Below are 18826 nucleotides of genomic sequence, written 5' to 3'. Positions count from 1 at the left end.
TGGATGGAAGCGTTGCTTAAACAGTTTATGGAGCAAATGAACGAGCGATTTGATCGGGTAGAAAGCGAAATGCGTTCTTTTCGGAAAGAACAAAATGAAATGAGAGAAGATATCCGCGCTTTAGCGTCGGAGCAACAAGTAATGCGTCAAGACATCAACGCGCTAGCTGCTAAACAAGAAAAATTCGACCAACAACTGCAGCAGACGAACGAACGAGTAGAACAAGTAGCTGCACAACTGCAGCAGACGAACGAACGAGTAGAACAAGTAGCTGCACAGCTGCAGCAGACGAACGAACGAGTAGAACAAGTAGCTGCACAACTGCAGCAGACGAACGAACGAGTAGAACAAGTAGCTGCACAGCTGCAACAAACGAACGAAAAAGTCCATCAAATGGATCAAACGGTTCAGACGTTAGCGACGGAGCAATACGAAATGAGAAAAGAGCTTGCCTTTTATTATGGCAGTCTAATGCGCGAAATAGAAAATACGAAAACCGAGATGAGAAGCCATTTCAAACATTTAGAACGGGTAGACGAACAACATCGAGAAGTAATCGAGCTATTGGCTTCTAGAATTCAATGACAACATCGGACTCACAAACGAGTTCTTTTTTTTTGCCGATTTTCTCCCCAAAAACAATTTGTCATATATACTTGTCCAAGCCCATACACTATGTAATAACGAGCAAGCAAACACGTTTGTCGACGATGCAAGCAGATTTGCGCTTGAAAATTGCATATTGGGGGCTCGGAAAATGAAACGTGTAAAACTACTAATCGCACTAGCTTCTCTATTATTGATTGCCGTTTTGCTCATTCCAGCATTGCTCGTCATGCCATTTACCGACAAAACGGACGGAACATTGCCGGAAGAGCTTCGAAAGCAGCCAGCTGCTACCGTGCAAGTGAAAAGTGCAGGACCGGATGTTGAAGTGGCAGTGTACCGAAGCAAAGAAAAACGAATTGAGCATATTCCGCTGGAACAGTACGTGGTCGGTGTTGTGGCTGCAGAAATGCCGGCCGAATTTGAATTCGAAGCGCTCAAGGCGCAGGCGCTGACCGCAAGAACGTACATTGTCAAACAAATGTTAAGCGATCAGCCGATTCGTTTGCCGAAAGGGGCGAATGTCACCGATACGATCATGCATCAAGTGTATTACAGTCACGACGAGTTAAAGCAGCTATGGGGAGCGGATTACGACTGGAAAATGAAGCGGATTACCGACGCAGTCGAAGCGACGCAAGGGCAAATCGTTACGTACAACAACGTTCCGATTGAAGCGTCGTTTTTCTCGACAAGCAACGGGTTTACAGAAAATTCGGAAGCGTATTGGGAAAATGACTTTCCTTATTTAAAAAGCGTAGCTAGCCCTTGGGATCAAAAGTCGCCAAAGTTTTATCATCGAACGGTGATGTCGGTGGCGGAATTTGAACAGAAGCTCGGCGTAACGCTCCCGAAAGACGGTTCAGTCGGTGTCGTCATATCACGGACGCCAGGAAAGCGGGTCGATGTAGTTGAAATTAACGGCAAACGGTTCAAAGGAAGAGAAATCCGGGAAAAGCTGGACTTAAAATCAACTGATTTTACATGGGTGCGCAAAGGGGACGACATTATCATTACGACAAAAGGGTACGGACATGGCGTTGGCATGAGCCAATACGGGGCGAATTTTATGGCGAAGCAAGGAAAGACGTATGATGAAATCGTGAAATATTATTACCGCGGTGTGACGATTTCGTCAGCGGCCGCCTTTTTAAACAAGCTTACCGCGAAAAAATAAGCAGGCTCTTGTAACGAGCCGCTTTTTTATGCATAAAATGCGTTTTTTTTCAAAAAATAAGTGAAAAAACGTTTCTTTATGTATAGATTTTCCTCTTTCTGTTCAAAATGGTTGCTGAGGTGATGAACAATGAGAGAGGAAGAAAAGAAACAACCTTCTCCAATGAAACCAAGTTTGAAGCGTGCGTTGCGAAAGCGTTGGGTGTTTCCGGCTGTGTATTTAATGAGTGCTGCCGTCATTTTAGCGGGAGTGCTTTGGTTCCAGAACAAAAATGACGGGAAGCCGAAAAAAGACGAGTACGAATACAACCAAGATGTTCCAGGTACGTCTTATAACGATGAAGAGTCGGTTCCGGTCAACGAGTCGGTCGAACATGTGACGATGCCTGTGCTTGATCCGAATACGGTGGAAATTAAGACGCCGTTTTACGATTACGCCGCATCAAAAGAAGAACAAGAAGCAGCTCTCGTCTTTTATAATAATACGTATCATCCGAACCGCGGCATTGACCTTGTCATGAAAGACGGACAATCGTTTGATGTGACGGCTTCGTTAAGCGGAACGGTCACAAAGGCGGAAAAAGATCCGATTTTAGGCTATACCGTTGAAATCGACCACAACAACGGCGTCGTGACCGTCTATCAATCGCTTGCTAGCGCTGAAGTGAAAGAAGGCGATGCGGTGAAACAAGGCCAAGTGATCGGCAAAGCGGGGCAAAGCCAATTTAACCAAGAAGCAGGCACACACGTTCACTTTGAGATTCGCAAAGATGGCAAGCCGGTCAATCCGCTTGACTATGTTGACAAACCTGTCACAACATTAACGGAATCCAACGATGACAACGCAACGAAGCAAAACGAGCAACAAACAACAGACGATCAATCGCAATCTGGCGAACAACAAACGGAGGAAAACAACACAAACCAAGATTCTTCCTACAGCAAGCCAGATTCTTCGATCGGAATGGCTAAGGCGTAAAAAGTTAAGCAAACGGCATCAAGCACTCAAAGCTCGGTGCCGTTTTCATGTTTTGGCAAAAACATTTGCTTTTCTTTATATTTCTGGCATATATGTACCATTTGCTTAATAAAATGTTACAAACTTATCAACAAACGAGAGTGTTTGAGGTGGGGATCGTCCATAACAGCAAGAACAAAGCCCAAGATGCTTTCGAAATGAACAAGAAGAAGCGCTTTTGATCACCGACAAAGCGAGTCTCATTTCACACTTCTCACATCCAACTTAGGGAGGGCGAGTGGTGTGCACGATTACATCAAAGAGCGTACTATCAAGATTGGAAAGTATATCGTGGAGACGAGGAAAACCGTTCGCGTCATCGCGAAAGAATTTGGCGTTTCCAAAAGTACCGTCCATAAAGACTTAACGGAGCGGCTTCCGGAAATCAACCCGGAACTGGCCAATGAAGTCAAAGAAATTCTCGATTACCATAAATCGATTCGTCACTTGCGCGGAGGGGAGGCGACAAAGAAAAAATACAAAAAAGAAACGATTCAATAATTTCTTTTCTTCCTTGCTTCATAATTTGTCATAAAAATAGTATCAGATTTTTACCATCCTATGATAAAATAATAAATTAGGAGCAATTCGATGGATTGAAAGCAAGGAGGAGCATGCATGTTTGCGAGGGATATCGGTATCGATCTCGGTACAGCGAACGTACTGATTTATGTCAAAGGAAAAGGAATCGTGCTAAATGAGCCGTCTGTTGTGGCGATTGATAAAAATACGAATAAAGTGTTGGCTGTCGGCGAAGAAGCAAGACGAATGGTTGGGCGTACCCCTGGGAATATCGTTGCCATTCGGCCGCTCAAAGATGGCGTCATTGCCGACTTTGATATTACGGAAGCGATGTTAAAACATTTTTTAAATAAGCTCGATTTAAAAGGCTTTTTCGCCAAACCGCGCATTTTAATTTGCTGTCCGACGAACATCACCTCGGTTGAGCGAAAAGCGATTAAAGAAGCGGCAGAAAAAAGCGGCGGCAAAAAAGTATATTTGGAAGAAGAGCCGAAAGTAGCGGCGATCGGTGCAGGAATGGACATTTTCCAGCCGTGCGGAAATATGGTCGTAGATATTGGCGGTGGCACGACAGATGTTGCCGTCCTTTCGATGGGCGATATTGTCACCGCCTCTTCCATTAAAATGGCTGGGGACAAGTTCGATATAGAAATTTTAAACTATATTAAACGTGAATACAAATTGTTGATTGGTGAACGGACGGCCGAAGAAATTAAAATTCAAGTGGCAACCGTATTCCCAGGCGCACGCGACGAAGAAATCGACATTCGCGGCCGCGACCTTGTGACAGGATTGCCGCGCACCATTACTGTTTGCTCGGCTGAAATTGAAAAAGCGCTGCGCGAACCAGTGTCTGTCATTGTACAAGCCGCCAAAAGCGTGTTAGAACGCACGCCGCCAGAATTATCAGCGGACATTATCGACCGCGGCGTCATTTTAACCGGCGGAGGCGCTTTATTGCACGGCATTGACCAATTGCTTGCGGAAGAGTTAAAAGTACCGGTGTTAGTCGCAGAAAATCCGATGGACTGCGTCGCAATCGGAACGGGCATTATGCTTGATAATATCGATCGGGCGCCAAAACAGAGGTTTATATAAGAGTAAAGCGAATGGGTATCGTTTCCTCAACGTACCTATTCGTTTTTTTGCTCATTTGCCGTATAATAGTAGGTAAGTATGCATGAATAAGCGGGGTGACTGCCTTTGTTGCGGGGATTTTATACGGCGGCCGCCGGCATGTTAGCAGAACAGCGGCGCGTCGAAATGTTAACGAACAATATCGCAAACGCGAATACGCCAGGGTATAAAGCGGATGAAGCTGCGCTGCGCTCTTTTCCAGAATTGTTGCTTTCGCGCCTTGGGGAAACGACGATTCCGACAAAAGAACCGCGCTCGTTTTTCACGAGAGCGACGATCGGTTCGATTCATACAGGTGCCTACATGCAAGAACTTATTCCGAATTTTTTGCAAGGCGACGTGAAAGAAACGGGACAGCCAACCGATATCGCGCTTGTCGATGGAACAGTTCCAGTCGATGCCGAAACGGGAGCAAAAGGTGCGCTCTTTTTTGTCGTCCAAAATGGAAACGGGGACACACGCTACACAAGAAACGGCAATTTCACGCGCGATGCCGAAGGATATTTAACGACGAACGAAGGGTTTTATGTGCTTGACGAAAACAACGAACGCATTCGTTTAAACAGCGCAGATTTTACCGTAACGCCGGATGGTACGATCATCGAAAATAATACTCGTATCACCCGGTTGAACGTCGCGTTTGCGGCGAATCCGAACGCTGTCGTCAAAGAAGGAAACGGCTTATTCCGCAGCGAAAATGGCCTGCTTCCGAGCGCGGTGGGCAATCCAAATGTCACATACGAATTGAAGCAACGGTTTCTTGAGCGCTCGAACGTTGATGTCGCCCGTTCGATGACCGATATGCTGTCGGCTTACCGCGCGTTTGAAGCGAACCAAAAAATTTTGCAAGCATATGACCGAAGCATGGACAAGGCTGTTAACGAGATCGGCCGTCTAAAATAATTCGGGGAAATGAGGGATTAACACGTGCTACGTTCCATGATGACTGCTGCCAACACGATGAACCAATTGCAGCAGCAGCTTGATGTCATCAGCAACAACATCGCCAACAGCAACACGACCGGATTTAAACGGCGCGAAACAAACTTTGGCGAGCTATTAGTACAACAATTTGACAATTTGCCAGACGATCAAGCCGCCCGCCTAACACCAGCAGGCGTCCGCCGCGGCGTTGGGGCGAAGCTGGCGGAAACGAACCTCGTTATCAAGCAAGGACCGCTCATGCAGACAGGCCGGATGCTCGATATCGCTTTGACAAAAGAAGGGCAATTTTTCCGCGTTCTTGTCGATGCGGCGGACGGAACGAGCGCCATCCGCTATACGAGAGACGGGGCCTTTTACTTAAGCCCGTCGGAAGCAAACCAAAACGAACTTATGCTTGTGACAAGCGACGGCTACCCGGTCTTAAATAGCGCTAACGAACCGATCGTCATTCAAGACGGGTTTAAAGACATCATGATTTCCGACACCGGCACGCTCAAAGTGATCGCTCCGAACGGAAATATCGCGCAAACGGTCGACCTCGGCGTGACGAACGTATTGCGTCCGCAGCTGTTGCAATCGGTGGGCGACAACTTATTTGCCTTTCCGGACTTAGCGGCGCTTAACGTGACAGAAGCGGATGTCGCGGTAAATATGGCCGGAAACGCGCGAACGCAAATTGGCGTTCAGCAAGGGGCGCTTGAACAATCGAACGTCGATTTAGGGACAGAAATGACCGACCTTATGATCACGCAGCGCGCGTATCAAATGAATGCAAAGTCGATCACCATTTCCGATCAAATGCTGGGGCTGATTAACGGAGTTCGTTCGTAATGGGGAGAAGGAAACATGTATGAAGAACGCCAAGAAGAACAACAAACCGAACAACGAACCGAGCGGCGCAAGAAGCGTTTGCGCGTGCGCTTAATCCCGATTTGGCTGCGGCTGATCATTGTCATCGTACTTATGGTCATGAGCACTGCTTTAGGAGCGATGATCGGCTACGGCGTCCTTGGCGACGGCAAACCGCTCGATGCATTGAAGCCATCGACGTGGCAGCACATCATCGACATTGTCAAAAAAGATACGAAAAGCAAGTAGCGGTCAACAAAAAAATCCAGCCGTTTTTCGCTGGATACACTTTAATTGGCAAGCCGCTGCTCGACTTTATTGACTTGTCTTTTGACGGCTTCGACTTCGCGAAACAGAAGATTTTCGCGAAACAGAAGATTGATATCTGCCTGTGTATCGTTTGTAATGGTTCGTATCTCTTTTCTCATATTCGTAAGGGTTTCAAACGTTAATGTCGTATGATGTTTAAGCAGCTCTTTGATTTCGGCTTGTCCTTGTTTGACTTCTTGCAATTCGTTTTCCATATGATCAAGCCGCTCATTGACTTGCTGCAAGTTCGATTCTACATGATCGAGCCGTCCGTTGACTTGCTGCAAGCCGTTTTCAAGCTGGGTGAGCCGCTCATTGATTTCTGTACGAAACGCGCGCAGCTCGTTCATAAATTGAAGCAACAACTGTTTCACCTCCCCCGTCTTTCTATTATATGACATGACGGAGGGTCGAGAAAAGAAAAGGAGGCTTATACATATGCTTGATATCCAGCAAATTCAAGCGATCATCCCGCACCGCTATCCGTTTTTATTAGTCGACCGCATTTTAGAAGTCGAAGAAGGAAAGCGCGCCGTCGGACTGAAAAACGTCAGCGCCAACGAACACTTTTTCGTCGGCCATTTTCCGGAATATCCGGTCATGCCGGGCGTGTTAATCGTCGAAGCATTGGCGCAAGTCGGGGCGGTCGCGATGCTGATGAAAGAAGAAAACCGCGGCCGCCTCGCCTTTTTCACCGGCATTGACAATTGCCGCTTCAAAAAACAAGTGAAACCGGGCGACCAGCTTCGCTTAGAAGTCGAAATCATTCGCGCGAAAGGTCCGATCGGCAAAGGCAAAGGCATTGCCACGGTCGACGGTGAACTCGTCTGCGAAACGGAAATGATGTTTGCCCTCGGCGAAAAGAAAGACGCGTAACGAAACTCCTCTTTCCGGGTCAAGGAAAGAGGAGTTTTTATGCATGAAAACTTCCTTTCTGGACAAGATAAACAAAGACTATATATGTATTCAGAAAGGAGGACATCAAATGAAGAAAAAAGCTTTGTTCATCCGGTTATTTGGGGTGGTTGTTGCAGTGCTGCTTGCTTCAGGATGCAATTTCAATCGCGATAACCAAAACCCGCCGCCGCCAACGACCAATCAAAACAACGATATGAACAATACCGATATGAATCCGGCGGATGATGTAAACAAAAGGGATGATGCCAATAACCGAAATAATCTCAACGGCAACGATCTGAACGACAACTTGAACAAAAATTTATCGCCTGGAAACGACACGAACAACGGCCCTAGCGATGATGAAAATGACAATCAGCCGGACCGCGAAGATCCGATTGAAGATCCGAAAGATGTGAATGATAAAGATAATAAAGACGAATAAGCACAAAAGACCGGCTTGCTGAAAGGGGGCCGGTTCTTTTACTAAGAATAAGAAAGTATAAAATTTTGAAGTGATGTCTAGCTCCAGCTCCTGCTGGTCGCTCGGCTACACTTTTCGGTGATGTCTCTTTACCGTTATCAATGGGGGCATTCGGCCATGCTGTGGGTGGGGACGATGACAGTCCGGTCACCTTAGACGCCAGTCGTCGATGGTGTGGTGTGAGGGCGGGTTAGATGCCCGGTTCTCAATTTATTTTTTTGTTCATTGCCTCTTTTTGACCATGCTATAATGGAAGAAATGGCAAAGGAGGTGTAAAAATGAGCCAAGAATTAAAGGATTTGCTTCGCTCCGTGTTGAAGGAAGAGCTGCAGCCGGTTCACGAACGATTGGATCGTGTGGAGCGGACCCAGCAAGAACTGCAACGGGGCCAGAAAGCGTTAGAAGCGAGCGTCGCGCAAATTCAGCAAGATGTGGCGCAACTGCAAGAGGGCCAACGAGCGTTACAGCAAGACGTGGCAGAATTACAAGCAGGCCAACGAGCGTTACAGCAAGACGTGGCAGAATTACAAGCAGGCCAACGAGCGTTACAGCAAGATGTGGCAGAATTACAAGCCGGCCAGCGTGCACTAGAGAGCACAGTCTCCCAAATCCAGAAAGATGTGACGCAACTGCAAGAGGGCCAACGAGCGTTACAGCAAGACGTGGCAGAGCTACAAGCCGGCCAGCGTGCACTAGAGAGCACAGTCTCCCAAATCCAGAAAGATGTGACGCAACTGCAAGAGGGTCAACGTGCATTACAACAAGACGTAGCGCAACTGCAAGAGGGCCAACGTGCATTACAGCAAGACGTAGCGCAGCTGCAAGCCGGCCAGCAGGCATTACAACAAGACGTGGCCAAACTTCAAATCGGCCAACAAAAACTAGAAAACGAGATGGCCGACATGAAGCAATCGCTCGGAAACGTGGAGCGGACGCAAGAAAAGATCCTCGAAGAACTGCGCATTTCGAAAAACAATCAAGCGCATATTTTGAATGATCTTACAAGCATGAAACAGTCCGTTGATTTAACCGTCACGTATTTACAAAGACGGACAGATGTTATGTTCGACAAAATGATCGAACATGAAAGACAAATTCTAAATTTAAAATCGCATTTGCCAAACTAAGTCCCAAAACGGGGCCGTTTTTTTGTGCGCAGCGATATCGTTTATCGACCGATAGTCTATTGAAAAATACGCAAAGCAGCGAAGGGAAGATGAGCTCAAAACATGGCATGAATGAAAACTGCGTTCACACCTAAATGTTCTTATTTATCACTTTTGGATAAATGTGCTATAATGGAACAAAGGGTGAGGAGGTGTGAGCGATGAGCGAAGAGTTAAAAGAGTTGCTTCGTTCCGTGTTGAAAGAAGAATTGCAGCCGATTTATGAGCAGCTCAATCGTTTTGAACGAATACAAGAACAAATTGAAGAAATGCGGGCAGGAAAATATCATGAAACGTTCATCCATGCCGAATTGATCGGCTTTAAGCAATTTGTTGATTTGTCTTTGAAACAGCTTCAACATAAAACAGACGCGATGATCGACAAATTGTTAAAACATGAAAAAGAGATCATCGGGTTAAAGTTTAAAGCATCGGAATAAGTCCCAAAACGGGGCTATTTTTTATGCGCATCGACGTATCGTTTATCTCGCGGTAGCCGATACGTCGGTTCGCATGAAAAAATCGAGAAGGAAAGAAGGGAATGAAGTGAAAAAGGTACGCAAGGCAATCATCCCGGCCGCCGGGCTTGGCACACGTTTTTTGTCGGCGACAAAAGCAATGCCGAAAGAAATGCTTCCGATCGTGGACAAGCCGACGATTCAATACATCGTCGAAGAAGCGATCGAATCGGGCATTGAAGACATTATTATCGTCACCGGAAAAGGAAAGCGCGCGATTGAAGACCATTTCGACAACGCCTTTGAACTAGAACAAAACTTAATCGAAAAAGGCAAATTCGACTTGCTCGAAAAGGTGAAAGAACCGTCGAGAGTCGATATTCACTACATACGGCAAAAAGAACCGAAAGGATTGGGACATGCTGTCTGGTGCGCGCGCAATTTTATCGGCGATGAGCCGTTTGCCGTGCTGCTTGGCGATGACATCGTTCAAGCCGATACGCCGTGCTTAAAGCAGCTTATTGACCAATACGAACAAACATGGAGCTCTGTCATCGGCGTCCAACAAGTGCCTGACAACAAAACGCACCGCTACGGCATTATCGACCCGCTCGAACAAAAAGGGCGCCGCTACGAAGTGCGCCAATTCGTTGAAAAGCCAGCGTCCGGCACAGCGCCATCGAACTTGGCGATTATGGGACGATACATACTCACACCGGAAATCTTTCTATTCCTCGAAAAACAAGAAACCGGCGCCGGCGGAGAAATTCAACTGACCGATGCGATTCAAAAGCTGAATGAGATTCAGAGGGTGTTTGCCTACGAGTTCGAAGGCAAGCGGTACGATGTTGGGGAGAAGTTAGGGTTTATCCAGACAACGATTGAGTTTGCGATGCAGAATGAGGAATTAAGAACAGATTTAATTCAATTTATGGAACGGATATTGAATGAAGCAAAAGTAGAAAAGAAGTAAAGGAGATGGGGGAAGTTGGCGAAGATGAATACCGCGCAGGAAGCAGTCGTTTCTAATCAACGAGTAGAAGAATATACGTCCTTTCAAAGTTTAGATAGACTATACGCCATCACAAAAAGAATCATTGATATTGTCGGAGCAATCATTGGGCTTATTGTATCAAGCCCGCTTTTTTTGCTGATCAGCATCTTTTATTTATTTGGTGATTCGAAAGGCCCGATTTTCTTTAAACAAGTCCGTGTTGGCAAAAACGGGGAAAAATTTTATATTTACAAATTCCGTTCGATGATCGTCAATGCGGAGGAAAAGCTAAAAGCGGATAAAGAGCTTTATCAAAAATATTTAAGAATGCGGTGGTGCTACTTGTTTGGAAAGCCGATCAACCGATGACACCGGAACATCTTCATTGCGTCTTGAGCACCGATTGGGAGCTAAGCGACGAAGACATCTTGCGCTACTATGCCGAGTGTTGGTCGATCGAATGTTTTTTCCGTCAAGCGAAAGACCTGTATTTGCTAATTGAATTTTGAGCCACTCCGATTACATCCTTGTGAGCCACTTAAAAATTGACAAATGGTAAATCTGGGGCGTCTTGACATGGAGCCTCTAGAGGCATGATTTCACTCGAAAGGCGACACATCAAGGTGTTTCGATAGGCAACAAGCCTATCATGCCTCTCACTCCATATCAAGACGGTGTTTTCGCTGGAAATGGAGTGGCTCACGTTTTTACGAGCGAAGTGGCTGAATTTTATGTTAGCAAAAACACACCGCTGCACGTTTAATTCTCGATCTCATAGGATTCATAACGAAAAAAAGGGAAAAGCAAAGAAGCACAGTTGTTGAAAGTGAAAATATAGAAGTATGAAGGTGATGGGAAATTTGAAAACGTTAGAAATATTAATTCACGACTGTTGATTATCCAAAATTAGGCATACTTCTCCCGAAAATTTGGGCATACTCAAATAAGGTAGCTGCCATCTCTGATTTCCATTCGAGAGGAAGTTGCCCAGATAAAAAGCGACGAACGAAAGAAATGAAGGTGAGGGCACGCTTCGTTCGTTTTCCTGTTCTAGCAACATGTGCACTGCGATCCGAAAAGTAGACAGTATAAATTCAGTTAACGTGAAGGAATCAGAGTGATAAAGATCTGGTTTCTTTCCTTTTCTCGTCTTTTTTCAGAGTCTCAGAACCCCGTGGAACTGTCAAGGAAAGCACTTGACAGCCCCACGGAATTCTGAGGGGAGGTAGGTAAGACGAGAAGGAGGAAATGTAGCCCACTTGTGCTCGTTTTTAACTGGCCTTTGCATATTGAACCGGTGTTTGATAATGAAGAACACCTTGTATACGTTGGTGGTTGTAATAGCGAATGTAATCATAGATAAGCTGCGTTGCCTCTTCCACACTTTTCGTATGTTGCAAATCCTGCTCCATCTCTGTTTTGAGGTAGGAGAAAAAGCTTTTTATGCATGCGTTATCAAGCGCATTCGCTTTTCTCGACATGCTTGGTGTAATCGAAAATGTATCCATCAGCGTTTTCCATCTTGTTGATTGATACGGCGTTCCTTGATCTGAATGAAGAATTAAGGAATCCTTGATGTTTCTAATTTCCAACGCATATAATAGAGAATCTTCCACAAGTTGAACATCGTGTGTTGGTGAAATCTGATGACCGATAATTTCATTATTGTGTAAATCCATGATGGCAGAAACAAATAGCATTTTATCATCCACGGCAATTTCTGTAACATCTGTGACCCATTTTTCATTTAGGCGTGTCGTAGAAAAGTCTCTCTTCAATAGATTTTCATAAATATATCCAGTTGAAGTTGCTTTTTTCACTTTGACTGGTTGTTTTCTCTTCATACGCGATTGACATTTTAATCCTAGTTCCCGCATTAGTCGCCGCACGACTTTTTCACTCACGGACAGTTGATATTGCTGGCTTAATTCGGCGTGAATTTTCCGATAACCGTATCTTCCCTTGTGTTCATGGAAAATAAGGGAGATATATTCTTTTAATTGTTGATCTTTCTTCAATTCTTCTTTCCCTTTGTTTTCAAGTATTTATAGTAACCAGCTCTTGAAATATTTAGTTTTTCACATATTTTATATAAATACAACTGGGAGGTTTAACTTATGGCTGACGAAAAAGCAGAGTCCCTATTTTTTCGACTGTCGGAGGCAAGTCTGTGACTTGCCTTCGTCACGCCTTCGCGTGACAGAGGACCGAACAACCAACCGCTTCACAGACAAATGCATTTGTCTGGAAGCGGTGTTGTTCGGTCACTCGACAGTCGAAACATACCGATTACTCCATAAAAGACGAAAACGTTAAAGCTCCAAATCGCATTTATATAAAATGAGTCTAGGACTCGGTGTAAATGAGCACATTATTTCAGAATCTCTTTTTCAAATTATTTCAGGCGGATTCGGAAATAATGTGCAAAATTTTTGCGGATTTTTCCGGGTTTTCACATTATTTCCTAACTTTTCTAAATTTTTAATGTGCAAACTGACGCTTGGCTGCGATAAAAATTTCCGCTGTTTTCGTAAAGTCACGACCGTTTTTTAATTCTTCATAGTACAAGCCTCATTCTCTTCTTAATTATTAGAAATATTAATGGCTTTCATAATTTATACTTATTTTACTAATTTTCTGTTTTAGAGTAAAGTGTAGTAATAAACCATACTTAATTTATAGGAATAATGGAAATATGATCGATGCTAAGGCAAAGAGGTGAAGATCGTTGCAATTTCACGTAACAAACAGTCCATTTAGCGAGGAGCAAGTCGAACTCCTTAACCGATTATGGCCGACGCTTACACCAGCACAAAAGCTTTGGCTGAGCGGGTATTTAGCCGCAACGCAGTCGGTTGGTTCAGTTGTACAACTAGAAGAACCAGTATCTAAGGAAGTGACCGTTCTTTACGGATCGCAAACAGGAAATGCACAAAAAATGGCGGAAAAAGCAGGAGAAGCGCTTAAAAGTCGCGGGTTTCACGTCACCGTTTCCTCGATGCTTGAGTTTAAGCCAAACGATTTGAAAAAAATCAATACGCTACTGATTGTCGTCAGTACGTATGGTGAAGGGGAGCCACCGGATAACGCGTTAGCATTTTACGAATTTCTCCATAGCAAGCGCGCGCCGAAACTCAATCATCTTCGCTTTTCCGTACTGGCGCTTGGTGATACGTCGTACGAGCATTTTTGCAAGACAGGAAAAGATTTTGATAAGCGGTTAGAAGAGTTAGGTGGAAAGCGTTTATATGAACGCGTTGATTGTGACGTCGATTACGAAGAAGCGGCAGCGAAATGGCTTGATGGGGTGCTTAGCGAGTTAGATAAGCAAGGAGCAGTTTCCGTGGCAGCGCCACAACCGACACAAGCACAGCCAACCGCGCTTTATTCACGAAAACATCCGTTCGAAGCGGAAGTATTAGAAAATATCAACTTAAATGGACGCGGCTCGAATAAAGAAACACGTCATATCGAGCTATCGCTCGAAGGCTCTGGACTTACGTTTGCACCAGGCGATGCGCTCGGAATTTTTCCAAAAAACGATCCGGAGTTAGTCGATCTGATTATTCAAGAGATGAGATGGGATCCAGAAACGCCGGTTTCCATCGATCAAGAGGAAGAACCGTTACGAGAAGCGTTACTATCCCGTTTAGAAATTACGTTGTTGACGGAGCCGCTGCTGCAAAAATTAGCGGAGTTTTCGAAAAATCGCGATTTCCATGCGCTTCTTTCCGCTGAACAGGAAGCGAAGCGAAAAGAATATATGAAAGGGCGCGATGTGCTTGACGTCCTTCGCGATTTCGGCCCTTGGGAGATGACGCCAGAACAGTTCGTTTCCTTCTTGCGGAAGCTGCAGCCGCGCTTTTATTCCATTGCCAATAGTTTATTAGCCTATCCGGACGAAGTGCATGTAACGATTGGTGCGGTCCGTTATGAAGCGCACGGACGTTTGCGCAAAGGAGTTTGCTCGACGTTTTGTGCGGAGCGTCTACACATTGGCGATAAACTTCCTGTGTTCGTTCATCAAAATCCGAACTTTAAACTGCCAAAAGATCCGAGTACTCCGATCATCATGGTTGGACCAGGTACAGGGGTGGCGCCGTTCCGTGCTTTTATGCAAGAGCGCGAGGCAGTTGGCGCAAAAGGGAAATCGTGGCTGTTTTTTGGCGACCAACATTTCGTGACCGACTTCCTTTATCAAACGGAATGGCAAACGTGGCTGAAAAACGGCGTATTAACGAAAATGGATGTCGCGTTTTCACGTGATACAGCAGAAAAAGTGTACGTGCAACATCGGATGCTTGAACAGAGTAAAGAATTGTTCCGTTGGCTGGAAGAGGGAGCCGCTATTTATGTTTGCGGCGACAAACAACATATGGCGCGTGACGTTCATCAAACGCTTATTGATATTATCGCAAAAGAAGGAAATATGACGAGTGAACAAGCGGAAGCGTATGTGGCGGACATGCAAAAACAAAAACGGTATCAACGCGACGTGTATTAGGGGGGATAAACATGGAAAAAATTGTATTAAAAGCGCCAGATGGACCGCCAAGCGACGTCGAGCGCATTAAACAAGAAAGCAACTATTTACGCGGCACATTGAAAGAAACGATGGAAGATCGGATTACCGCCGGCATTCCAGAAGACGACAACCGGTTAATGAAATTTCACGGCAGCTATTTGCAAGATGACCGTGATTTGCGGGCGGAGCGGCAAAAACAAAAATTAGAGCCCGCCTATCAATTTATGATTCGCGTCCGCACGCCGGGCGGTGTAGCGACACCAGAACAGTGGCTTGTGATGGACGAATTGGCGCGGACATATGCGAACGGAACGTTGAAGCTCACGACACGACAAGCATTTCAGTTTCATGGCGTATTGAAATGGAACATGAAAAAAACGCTTCAAGCGATTAACGATGCGCTCCTTACGACGTTAGCGGCATGTGGCGACGTCAACCGGAACGTCATGTGCAATCCGAATCCGTACCAATCAGAAGTGCATGCGGAAGTATATGAATGGGCGAAAATGTTAAGCGACCATTTATTGCCGCGCACAAGGGCGTATTACGAAATTTGGTTGGATGAAGAAAAAGTGGCCGGCACTCCGGAAGTGGAGGAAGAACCGATTTACGGCCCGCTTTATTTGCCGCGGAAATTTAAAATCGGTATCGCTGTTCCACCGTCAAACGATGTCGATGTGTTTTCGCAAGACCTCGGGTTTATCGCGATTGTTGAACAAGGAAAACTCGTTGGCTTTAATGTAGCGATCGGCGGCGGGATGGGAATGACGCACGGCGACCGCACGACGTATCCGCAGTTGGCGAAAGTGATCGGTTTTTGTAAGCCGGAACAAGTCATTGACGTGGCGGAAAAAGTTGTCACGATTCAGCGCGATTACGGCAATCGCTCGGTGCGTAAACATGCCCGCTTTAAATACACGATTGACCGGCTTGGTTTGGAAGTAGTAAAAGCAGAATTAGAACGACGCCTTGGCTGGAAGCTAGAAGAAGCGCGCCCTTATCATTTCGAACATAACGGTGACCGTTATGGCTGGGTCGAAGGCGTGAACGGAACGTGGCATTTTACGTTGTTTGTCGAAGGCGGACGGGTGAAGGATACAGATGATTATCCGCTCATGACAGGCTTGCGAGAAATTGCGAAAGTTCATACAGGCGATTTTCGCTTGACTGCGAACCAAAATTTAGTGATTGCTAACGTACCAAGCGAGAAAAAGGCAGAAATTGATGCGCTGATTAAGCGATACGGCTTGACGGACGGCAAGCGTTACAGCGCCCTTCGTCGCAACTCGCTTGCGTGTGTCGCTTTGCCGACGTGCGGATTAGCGATGGCGGAAGCGGAGCGATATTTGCCAAAACTGCTTGATAAGATTGAAGAAATTGTGGAGGAAAACGGGCTTCGTGACGAAGAAATAACGATTCGCATGACAGGCTGCCCGAACGGCTGTGCTCGCCACGTCTTGGCAGAAATCGCGTTTATTGGCAAATCTGTTGGCAAATATAATATGTATCTTGGCGCGGCGTTTGACGGTAGCCGCCTTGGCAAGTTGTATCGCGAAAATATCGGGGAAGAAGAAATTTTAAACGAGCTTCGCGTTCTTCTTTCTCGCTATGCAAAAGAGCGTTTCGAAGGCGAGCATTTTGGTGACTTCGTCATCCGTGTTGGCATCGTGAAAGAAGTAACGGATGGAACGAATTTTCATGAGTAAGAGGGTCGTTGAATGGCGACTCTCTTTTTTTACCATTCAACAATTGACTTATGAGTCAAAATTCCATATGCTACAATTGACTAGTGAGTCAAAACGGGAGGCGAGGATATGAACGTTGTCGATATTCGCCAGTTAACGAAAATGTACAAAAAAAATCGCGGGATTGAAGACATTACGTTTTCGATTGAAGAAGGCGAAATTTTTGGATTTATCGGTCCGAACGGTGCAGGAAAAAGCACGACAATTCGCACGCTATTAAACTTTATTTATCCGACAAGCGGGAGTGCGACGATTTTTGGGAAAGATATTGTGAGAGATGCGAAAGAAATTCGGCAACATGTCGGCTATTTACCGTCGGAAATTCATTATTACGACGATATGAAAGTTATTGATTTGCTCACGTATTCGGCTCGTTTTTACAAAGCAAACGAACAGCGAATAAAAACGTTAGCGGAGCGGTTAGATTTAGACTTGCATAAAAAAATCGAGGACCTTTCGTTTGGAAATCGGAAAAAGGTCGGGATTGTGCAGGCGCTTTTGCACGAACCGAAGCTACTCATTTTAGACGAACCGACGAACGGACTTGATCCGCTCATGCAAAATACGTTTTTTGAACTTCTTTTCGAGGAACGAAAAAAGGGAGCGACGATCTTTTTCTCTTCTCACATTCTTTCCGAAGTGCAAAAGCTTTGCGACCGAGTCGCGATTATTAAAGAAGGAAAACTTGTCCAAGTCGAAACGGTCGAACATTTAACGAAAAAAAATTTGAAGTACGTAACGATTGTGTTAGAACAAGGGCAACAGTCAGATTTTCATTTAGACGGTGTAGTGAAAAAAGAAGTGAACGGAAACGAAATAACGATGCTTTATAAAGGCGATGTAAAGCAGCTTATTCACCAGCTAGACAGCTTGCCGCTGAAAGACGTAGTTATTAGCGAACCGACGTTGGAAGATATCTTTTTGCATTACTATGAGAAGTGAGGGGGGAGAACGATGATTTTTATGCGAGAATGGAAGTGGAATATGAAGGCATTAGTCATTTGGTGCGTCGTGATGAGCGGGCTCATTTTATTGACGTTAAGCATTTTCCCTCAGTTTGCCCAGCAGCAAAAAGAAATGACGAAATTGCTTGAAGCGTATCCGGAATCAATGAAAAAAGTGTTCGGAATGAATGAACTAAATATGGGAGAATTGTTAGGATTTTATGCGGTCGAAATTTACATGATGACGACGTTGTTAGGCAGCATTTATTCGGCGATTTTGGCATCTAGCATTCTGGCAAAGGAAGAAAATGAAAAAACGATTGAGTTTTTACTATCCAAGCCGGTGACAAGAAGCCGTATCGTCACTGAAAAGTTGCTGGCGGTGTTCGTCAATATCCTCATTTTTAACGGTGTTTCGACGATGGCAAGTATCGTTGGTTTTCAATTTGCTAAAAACCCGGACGTTCCGGTTTCGACGTTTAGTTTGCTTGTCGTTGCGACTATGTTGCTTCATTTGACGTTTGGCGCGATTTCTTTTTTGCTTTCCGCATCGATGAGAAAAACGCGAAATATTCTTTCCATTTCGCTCGGCATTGTTTTGGCTGCTTATTTTCTTCATGTCATGGCAGGCATTTCCGAAGACTTAGAATTTCTGAAATATTTCACTCCGTTTAAATATGTGGACGCAGCTCCAATCATTAACGACAAACAACTAGAGCCGTTATATGTAGTTGTTATGGCAGTTGTCATTTTGATTAGCGTTGCCATGTCATATGTGGTATATAAAAAGAAAGATATTGTTGTTTAGAGGTGTAAACCACTAGCGTTGTATATATGTTTTAAATTTACTGTTTAACTATAAATTTACTTTTACAAAGGGACAAAAAGGCAACCTCCAACTAAAGTTCGCTTTTTGTCCCTTATATTTCTATATTGCCCTTATTTATCCTTTTCTGATTCCTTTTAGCTTTTCTTCTTGTCCTTCTTCGGCTTAATCATCGCTACCGTATCCGCAAAAATCAAATCGGCTTTTTCTTTTTTCGGTATTTTC

19 protein-coding genes and 3 pseudogenes are annotated in these 18826 nt (G+C 45.0%); 19 read left to right on the top strand and 3 right to left on the bottom strand.

Annotated features, from left to right (window positions below; translation table 11 throughout):
- The first annotated feature begins 3 nt into the window (after nt 1-3).
- From HNQ34_RS05185 to HNQ34_RS05150, 8 genes are all read left to right on the top strand, one after another.
- Nucleotides 4-585 carry a hypothetical protein gene (locus HNQ34_RS05185; RefSeq protein WP_183252284.1) on the top strand — a complete coding sequence of 194 codons (582 nt, stop codon included), beginning with the start codon at nt 4-6 and terminating at the stop codon, nt 583-585.
- Between the two features lie 172 nt (nt 586-757).
- Nucleotides 758-1783: a stage II sporulation protein D gene (spoIID, locus tag HNQ34_RS05180; RefSeq protein WP_183252282.1), complete on the top strand. Its 1026-nt coding sequence runs from the start codon at nt 758-760 to the stop codon at nt 1781-1783.
- A 129-nt stretch (nt 1784-1912) separates the two neighbouring features.
- Nucleotides 1913-2761, top strand: a complete 849-nt coding sequence (locus HNQ34_RS05175; RefSeq protein ID WP_183252280.1) for a M23 family metallopeptidase — start codon at nt 1913-1915, stop codon at nt 2759-2761.
- 282 nt (nt 2762-3043) lie between these two features.
- The gene (gene spoIIID / locus HNQ34_RS05170) at nt 3044-3301 is read left to right on the top strand and encodes a sporulation transcriptional regulator SpoIIID (RefSeq protein ID WP_027407999.1); all 258 of its coding nucleotides are present in this window, start codon (nt 3044-3046) and stop codon (nt 3299-3301) included.
- 117 nt (nt 3302-3418) lie between these two features.
- On the top strand, nt 3419-4420 hold the full coding sequence (mreB, locus tag HNQ34_RS05165; protein ID WP_183252279.1) for a rod shape-determining protein: 1002 nt from the start codon (nt 3419-3421) through the stop codon (nt 4418-4420).
- Between the two features lie 105 nt (nt 4421-4525).
- Entirely contained in the window at nt 4526-5362 is an 837-nt protein-coding gene (locus HNQ34_RS05160) for a flagellar hook-basal body protein (RefSeq protein WP_183252277.1), read from the top strand.
- Nucleotides 5363-5386: 24 nt separating this feature from the next.
- Nucleotides 5387-6235 (top strand): flagellar hook-basal body protein, encoded by an 849-nt coding sequence (locus HNQ34_RS05155; protein ID WP_183252275.1) that lies wholly within the window; start codon nt 5387-5389, stop codon nt 6233-6235.
- A 15-nt stretch (nt 6236-6250) separates the two neighbouring features.
- On the top strand, nt 6251-6502 hold the full coding sequence (locus HNQ34_RS05150; RefSeq protein WP_183252273.1) for a DNA-directed RNA polymerase subunit beta: 252 nt from the start codon (nt 6251-6253) through the stop codon (nt 6500-6502).
- A gap of 41 nt (nt 6503-6543) precedes the next feature.
- On the opposite strand, the gene HNQ34_RS05145 is transcribed toward HNQ34_RS05150, so the two are convergent.
- Nucleotides 6544-6927, bottom strand: a complete 384-nt coding sequence (locus HNQ34_RS05145; RefSeq protein WP_183252271.1) for a hypothetical protein — start codon at nt 6925-6927, stop codon at nt 6544-6546.
- 73 nt (nt 6928-7000) lie between these two features.
- Here HNQ34_RS05145 and fabZ point away from each other — a divergent pair, with 73 nt between their 5' ends.
- The 7 genes and pseudogenes from fabZ to HNQ34_RS05110 all read left to right on the top strand — a co-directional run.
- Entirely contained in the window at nt 7001-7438 is a 438-nt protein-coding gene (gene fabZ / locus HNQ34_RS05140; RefSeq protein WP_183252269.1) for a 3-hydroxyacyl-ACP dehydratase FabZ, read from the top strand.
- Nucleotides 7439-7547: 109 nt separating this feature from the next.
- Nucleotides 7548-7904, top strand: a complete 357-nt coding sequence (locus tag HNQ34_RS05135) for a hypothetical protein (protein WP_183252267.1) — start codon at nt 7548-7550, stop codon at nt 7902-7904.
- A gap of 554 nt (nt 7905-8458) precedes the next feature.
- Complete coding sequence (locus HNQ34_RS05130; protein ID WP_458294268.1) at nt 8459-9070, top strand: hypothetical protein; 612 nt, start codon at nt 8459-8461, stop codon at nt 9068-9070.
- Nucleotides 9071-9270: 200 nt separating this feature from the next.
- Nucleotides 9271-9549 (top strand): hypothetical protein, encoded by a 279-nt coding sequence (locus tag HNQ34_RS05125; protein ID WP_183252263.1) that lies wholly within the window; start codon nt 9271-9273, stop codon nt 9547-9549.
- Nucleotides 9550-9655: 106 nt separating this feature from the next.
- On the top strand, nt 9656-10540 hold the full coding sequence (gene galU, locus HNQ34_RS05120; RefSeq protein WP_183252261.1) for a UTP--glucose-1-phosphate uridylyltransferase GalU: 885 nt from the start codon (nt 9656-9658) through the stop codon (nt 10538-10540).
- 15 nt (nt 10541-10555) lie between these two features.
- Nucleotides 10556-10885, top strand: a pseudogene (locus HNQ34_RS05115) (sugar transferase); the annotation flags it as partial.
- 2 nt (nt 10886-10887) lie between these two features.
- A pseudogene (locus tag HNQ34_RS05110) lies at nt 10888-11046 on the top strand (IS701 family transposase); the annotation flags it as partial.
- 411 nt (nt 11047-11457) lie between these two features.
- Here the strand turns inward: HNQ34_RS05110 and HNQ34_RS05105 are convergent.
- Nucleotides 11458-11589: pseudogene (locus HNQ34_RS05105) on the bottom strand (IS4 family transposase); the annotation flags it as partial.
- A gap of 243 nt (nt 11590-11832) precedes the next feature.
- Nucleotides 11833-12579: an IS3 family transposase gene (locus HNQ34_RS05100; protein ID WP_183252258.1), complete on the bottom strand. Its 747-nt coding sequence runs from the start codon at nt 12577-12579 to the stop codon at nt 11833-11835.
- Nucleotides 12580-13289: 710 nt separating this feature from the next.
- Here HNQ34_RS05100 and HNQ34_RS05095 point away from each other — a divergent pair.
- The 4 genes from HNQ34_RS05095 to HNQ34_RS05080 all read left to right on the top strand — a co-directional run bounded on the left by HNQ34_RS05095 (nt 13290) and on the right by HNQ34_RS05080 (nt 18583).
- Complete coding sequence (locus tag HNQ34_RS05095) at nt 13290-15065, top strand: assimilatory sulfite reductase (NADPH) flavoprotein subunit (RefSeq protein WP_183252256.1); 1776 nt, start codon at nt 13290-13292, stop codon at nt 15063-15065.
- Nucleotides 15066-15076: 11 nt separating this feature from the next.
- A complete protein-coding gene (gene cysI / locus HNQ34_RS05090; protein ID WP_183252254.1) occupies nt 15077-16792 on the top strand; it encodes an assimilatory sulfite reductase (NADPH) hemoprotein subunit in 1716 nt (571 codons plus the stop codon).
- Nucleotides 16793-16900: 108 nt separating this feature from the next.
- Complete coding sequence (locus HNQ34_RS05085; RefSeq protein WP_183252252.1) at nt 16901-17773, top strand: ABC transporter ATP-binding protein; 873 nt, start codon at nt 16901-16903, stop codon at nt 17771-17773.
- A gap of 12 nt (nt 17774-17785) precedes the next feature.
- Nucleotides 17786-18583 (top strand): ABC transporter permease subunit, encoded by a 798-nt coding sequence (locus HNQ34_RS05080; RefSeq protein ID WP_183252250.1) that lies wholly within the window; start codon nt 17786-17788, stop codon nt 18581-18583.
- Nucleotides 18584-18826: the final 243 nt, after the last annotated feature.

Source organism: Anoxybacteroides tepidamans, assembly GCF_014201465.1.
GTDB lineage: Bacteria > Bacillota > Bacilli > Bacillales > Anoxybacillaceae > Anoxybacteroides > Anoxybacteroides tepidamans.
The sequence above is the reverse complement of the archived record's forward strand: the minus strand, read 5'-3'. Positions and strand labels throughout refer to the sequence as shown.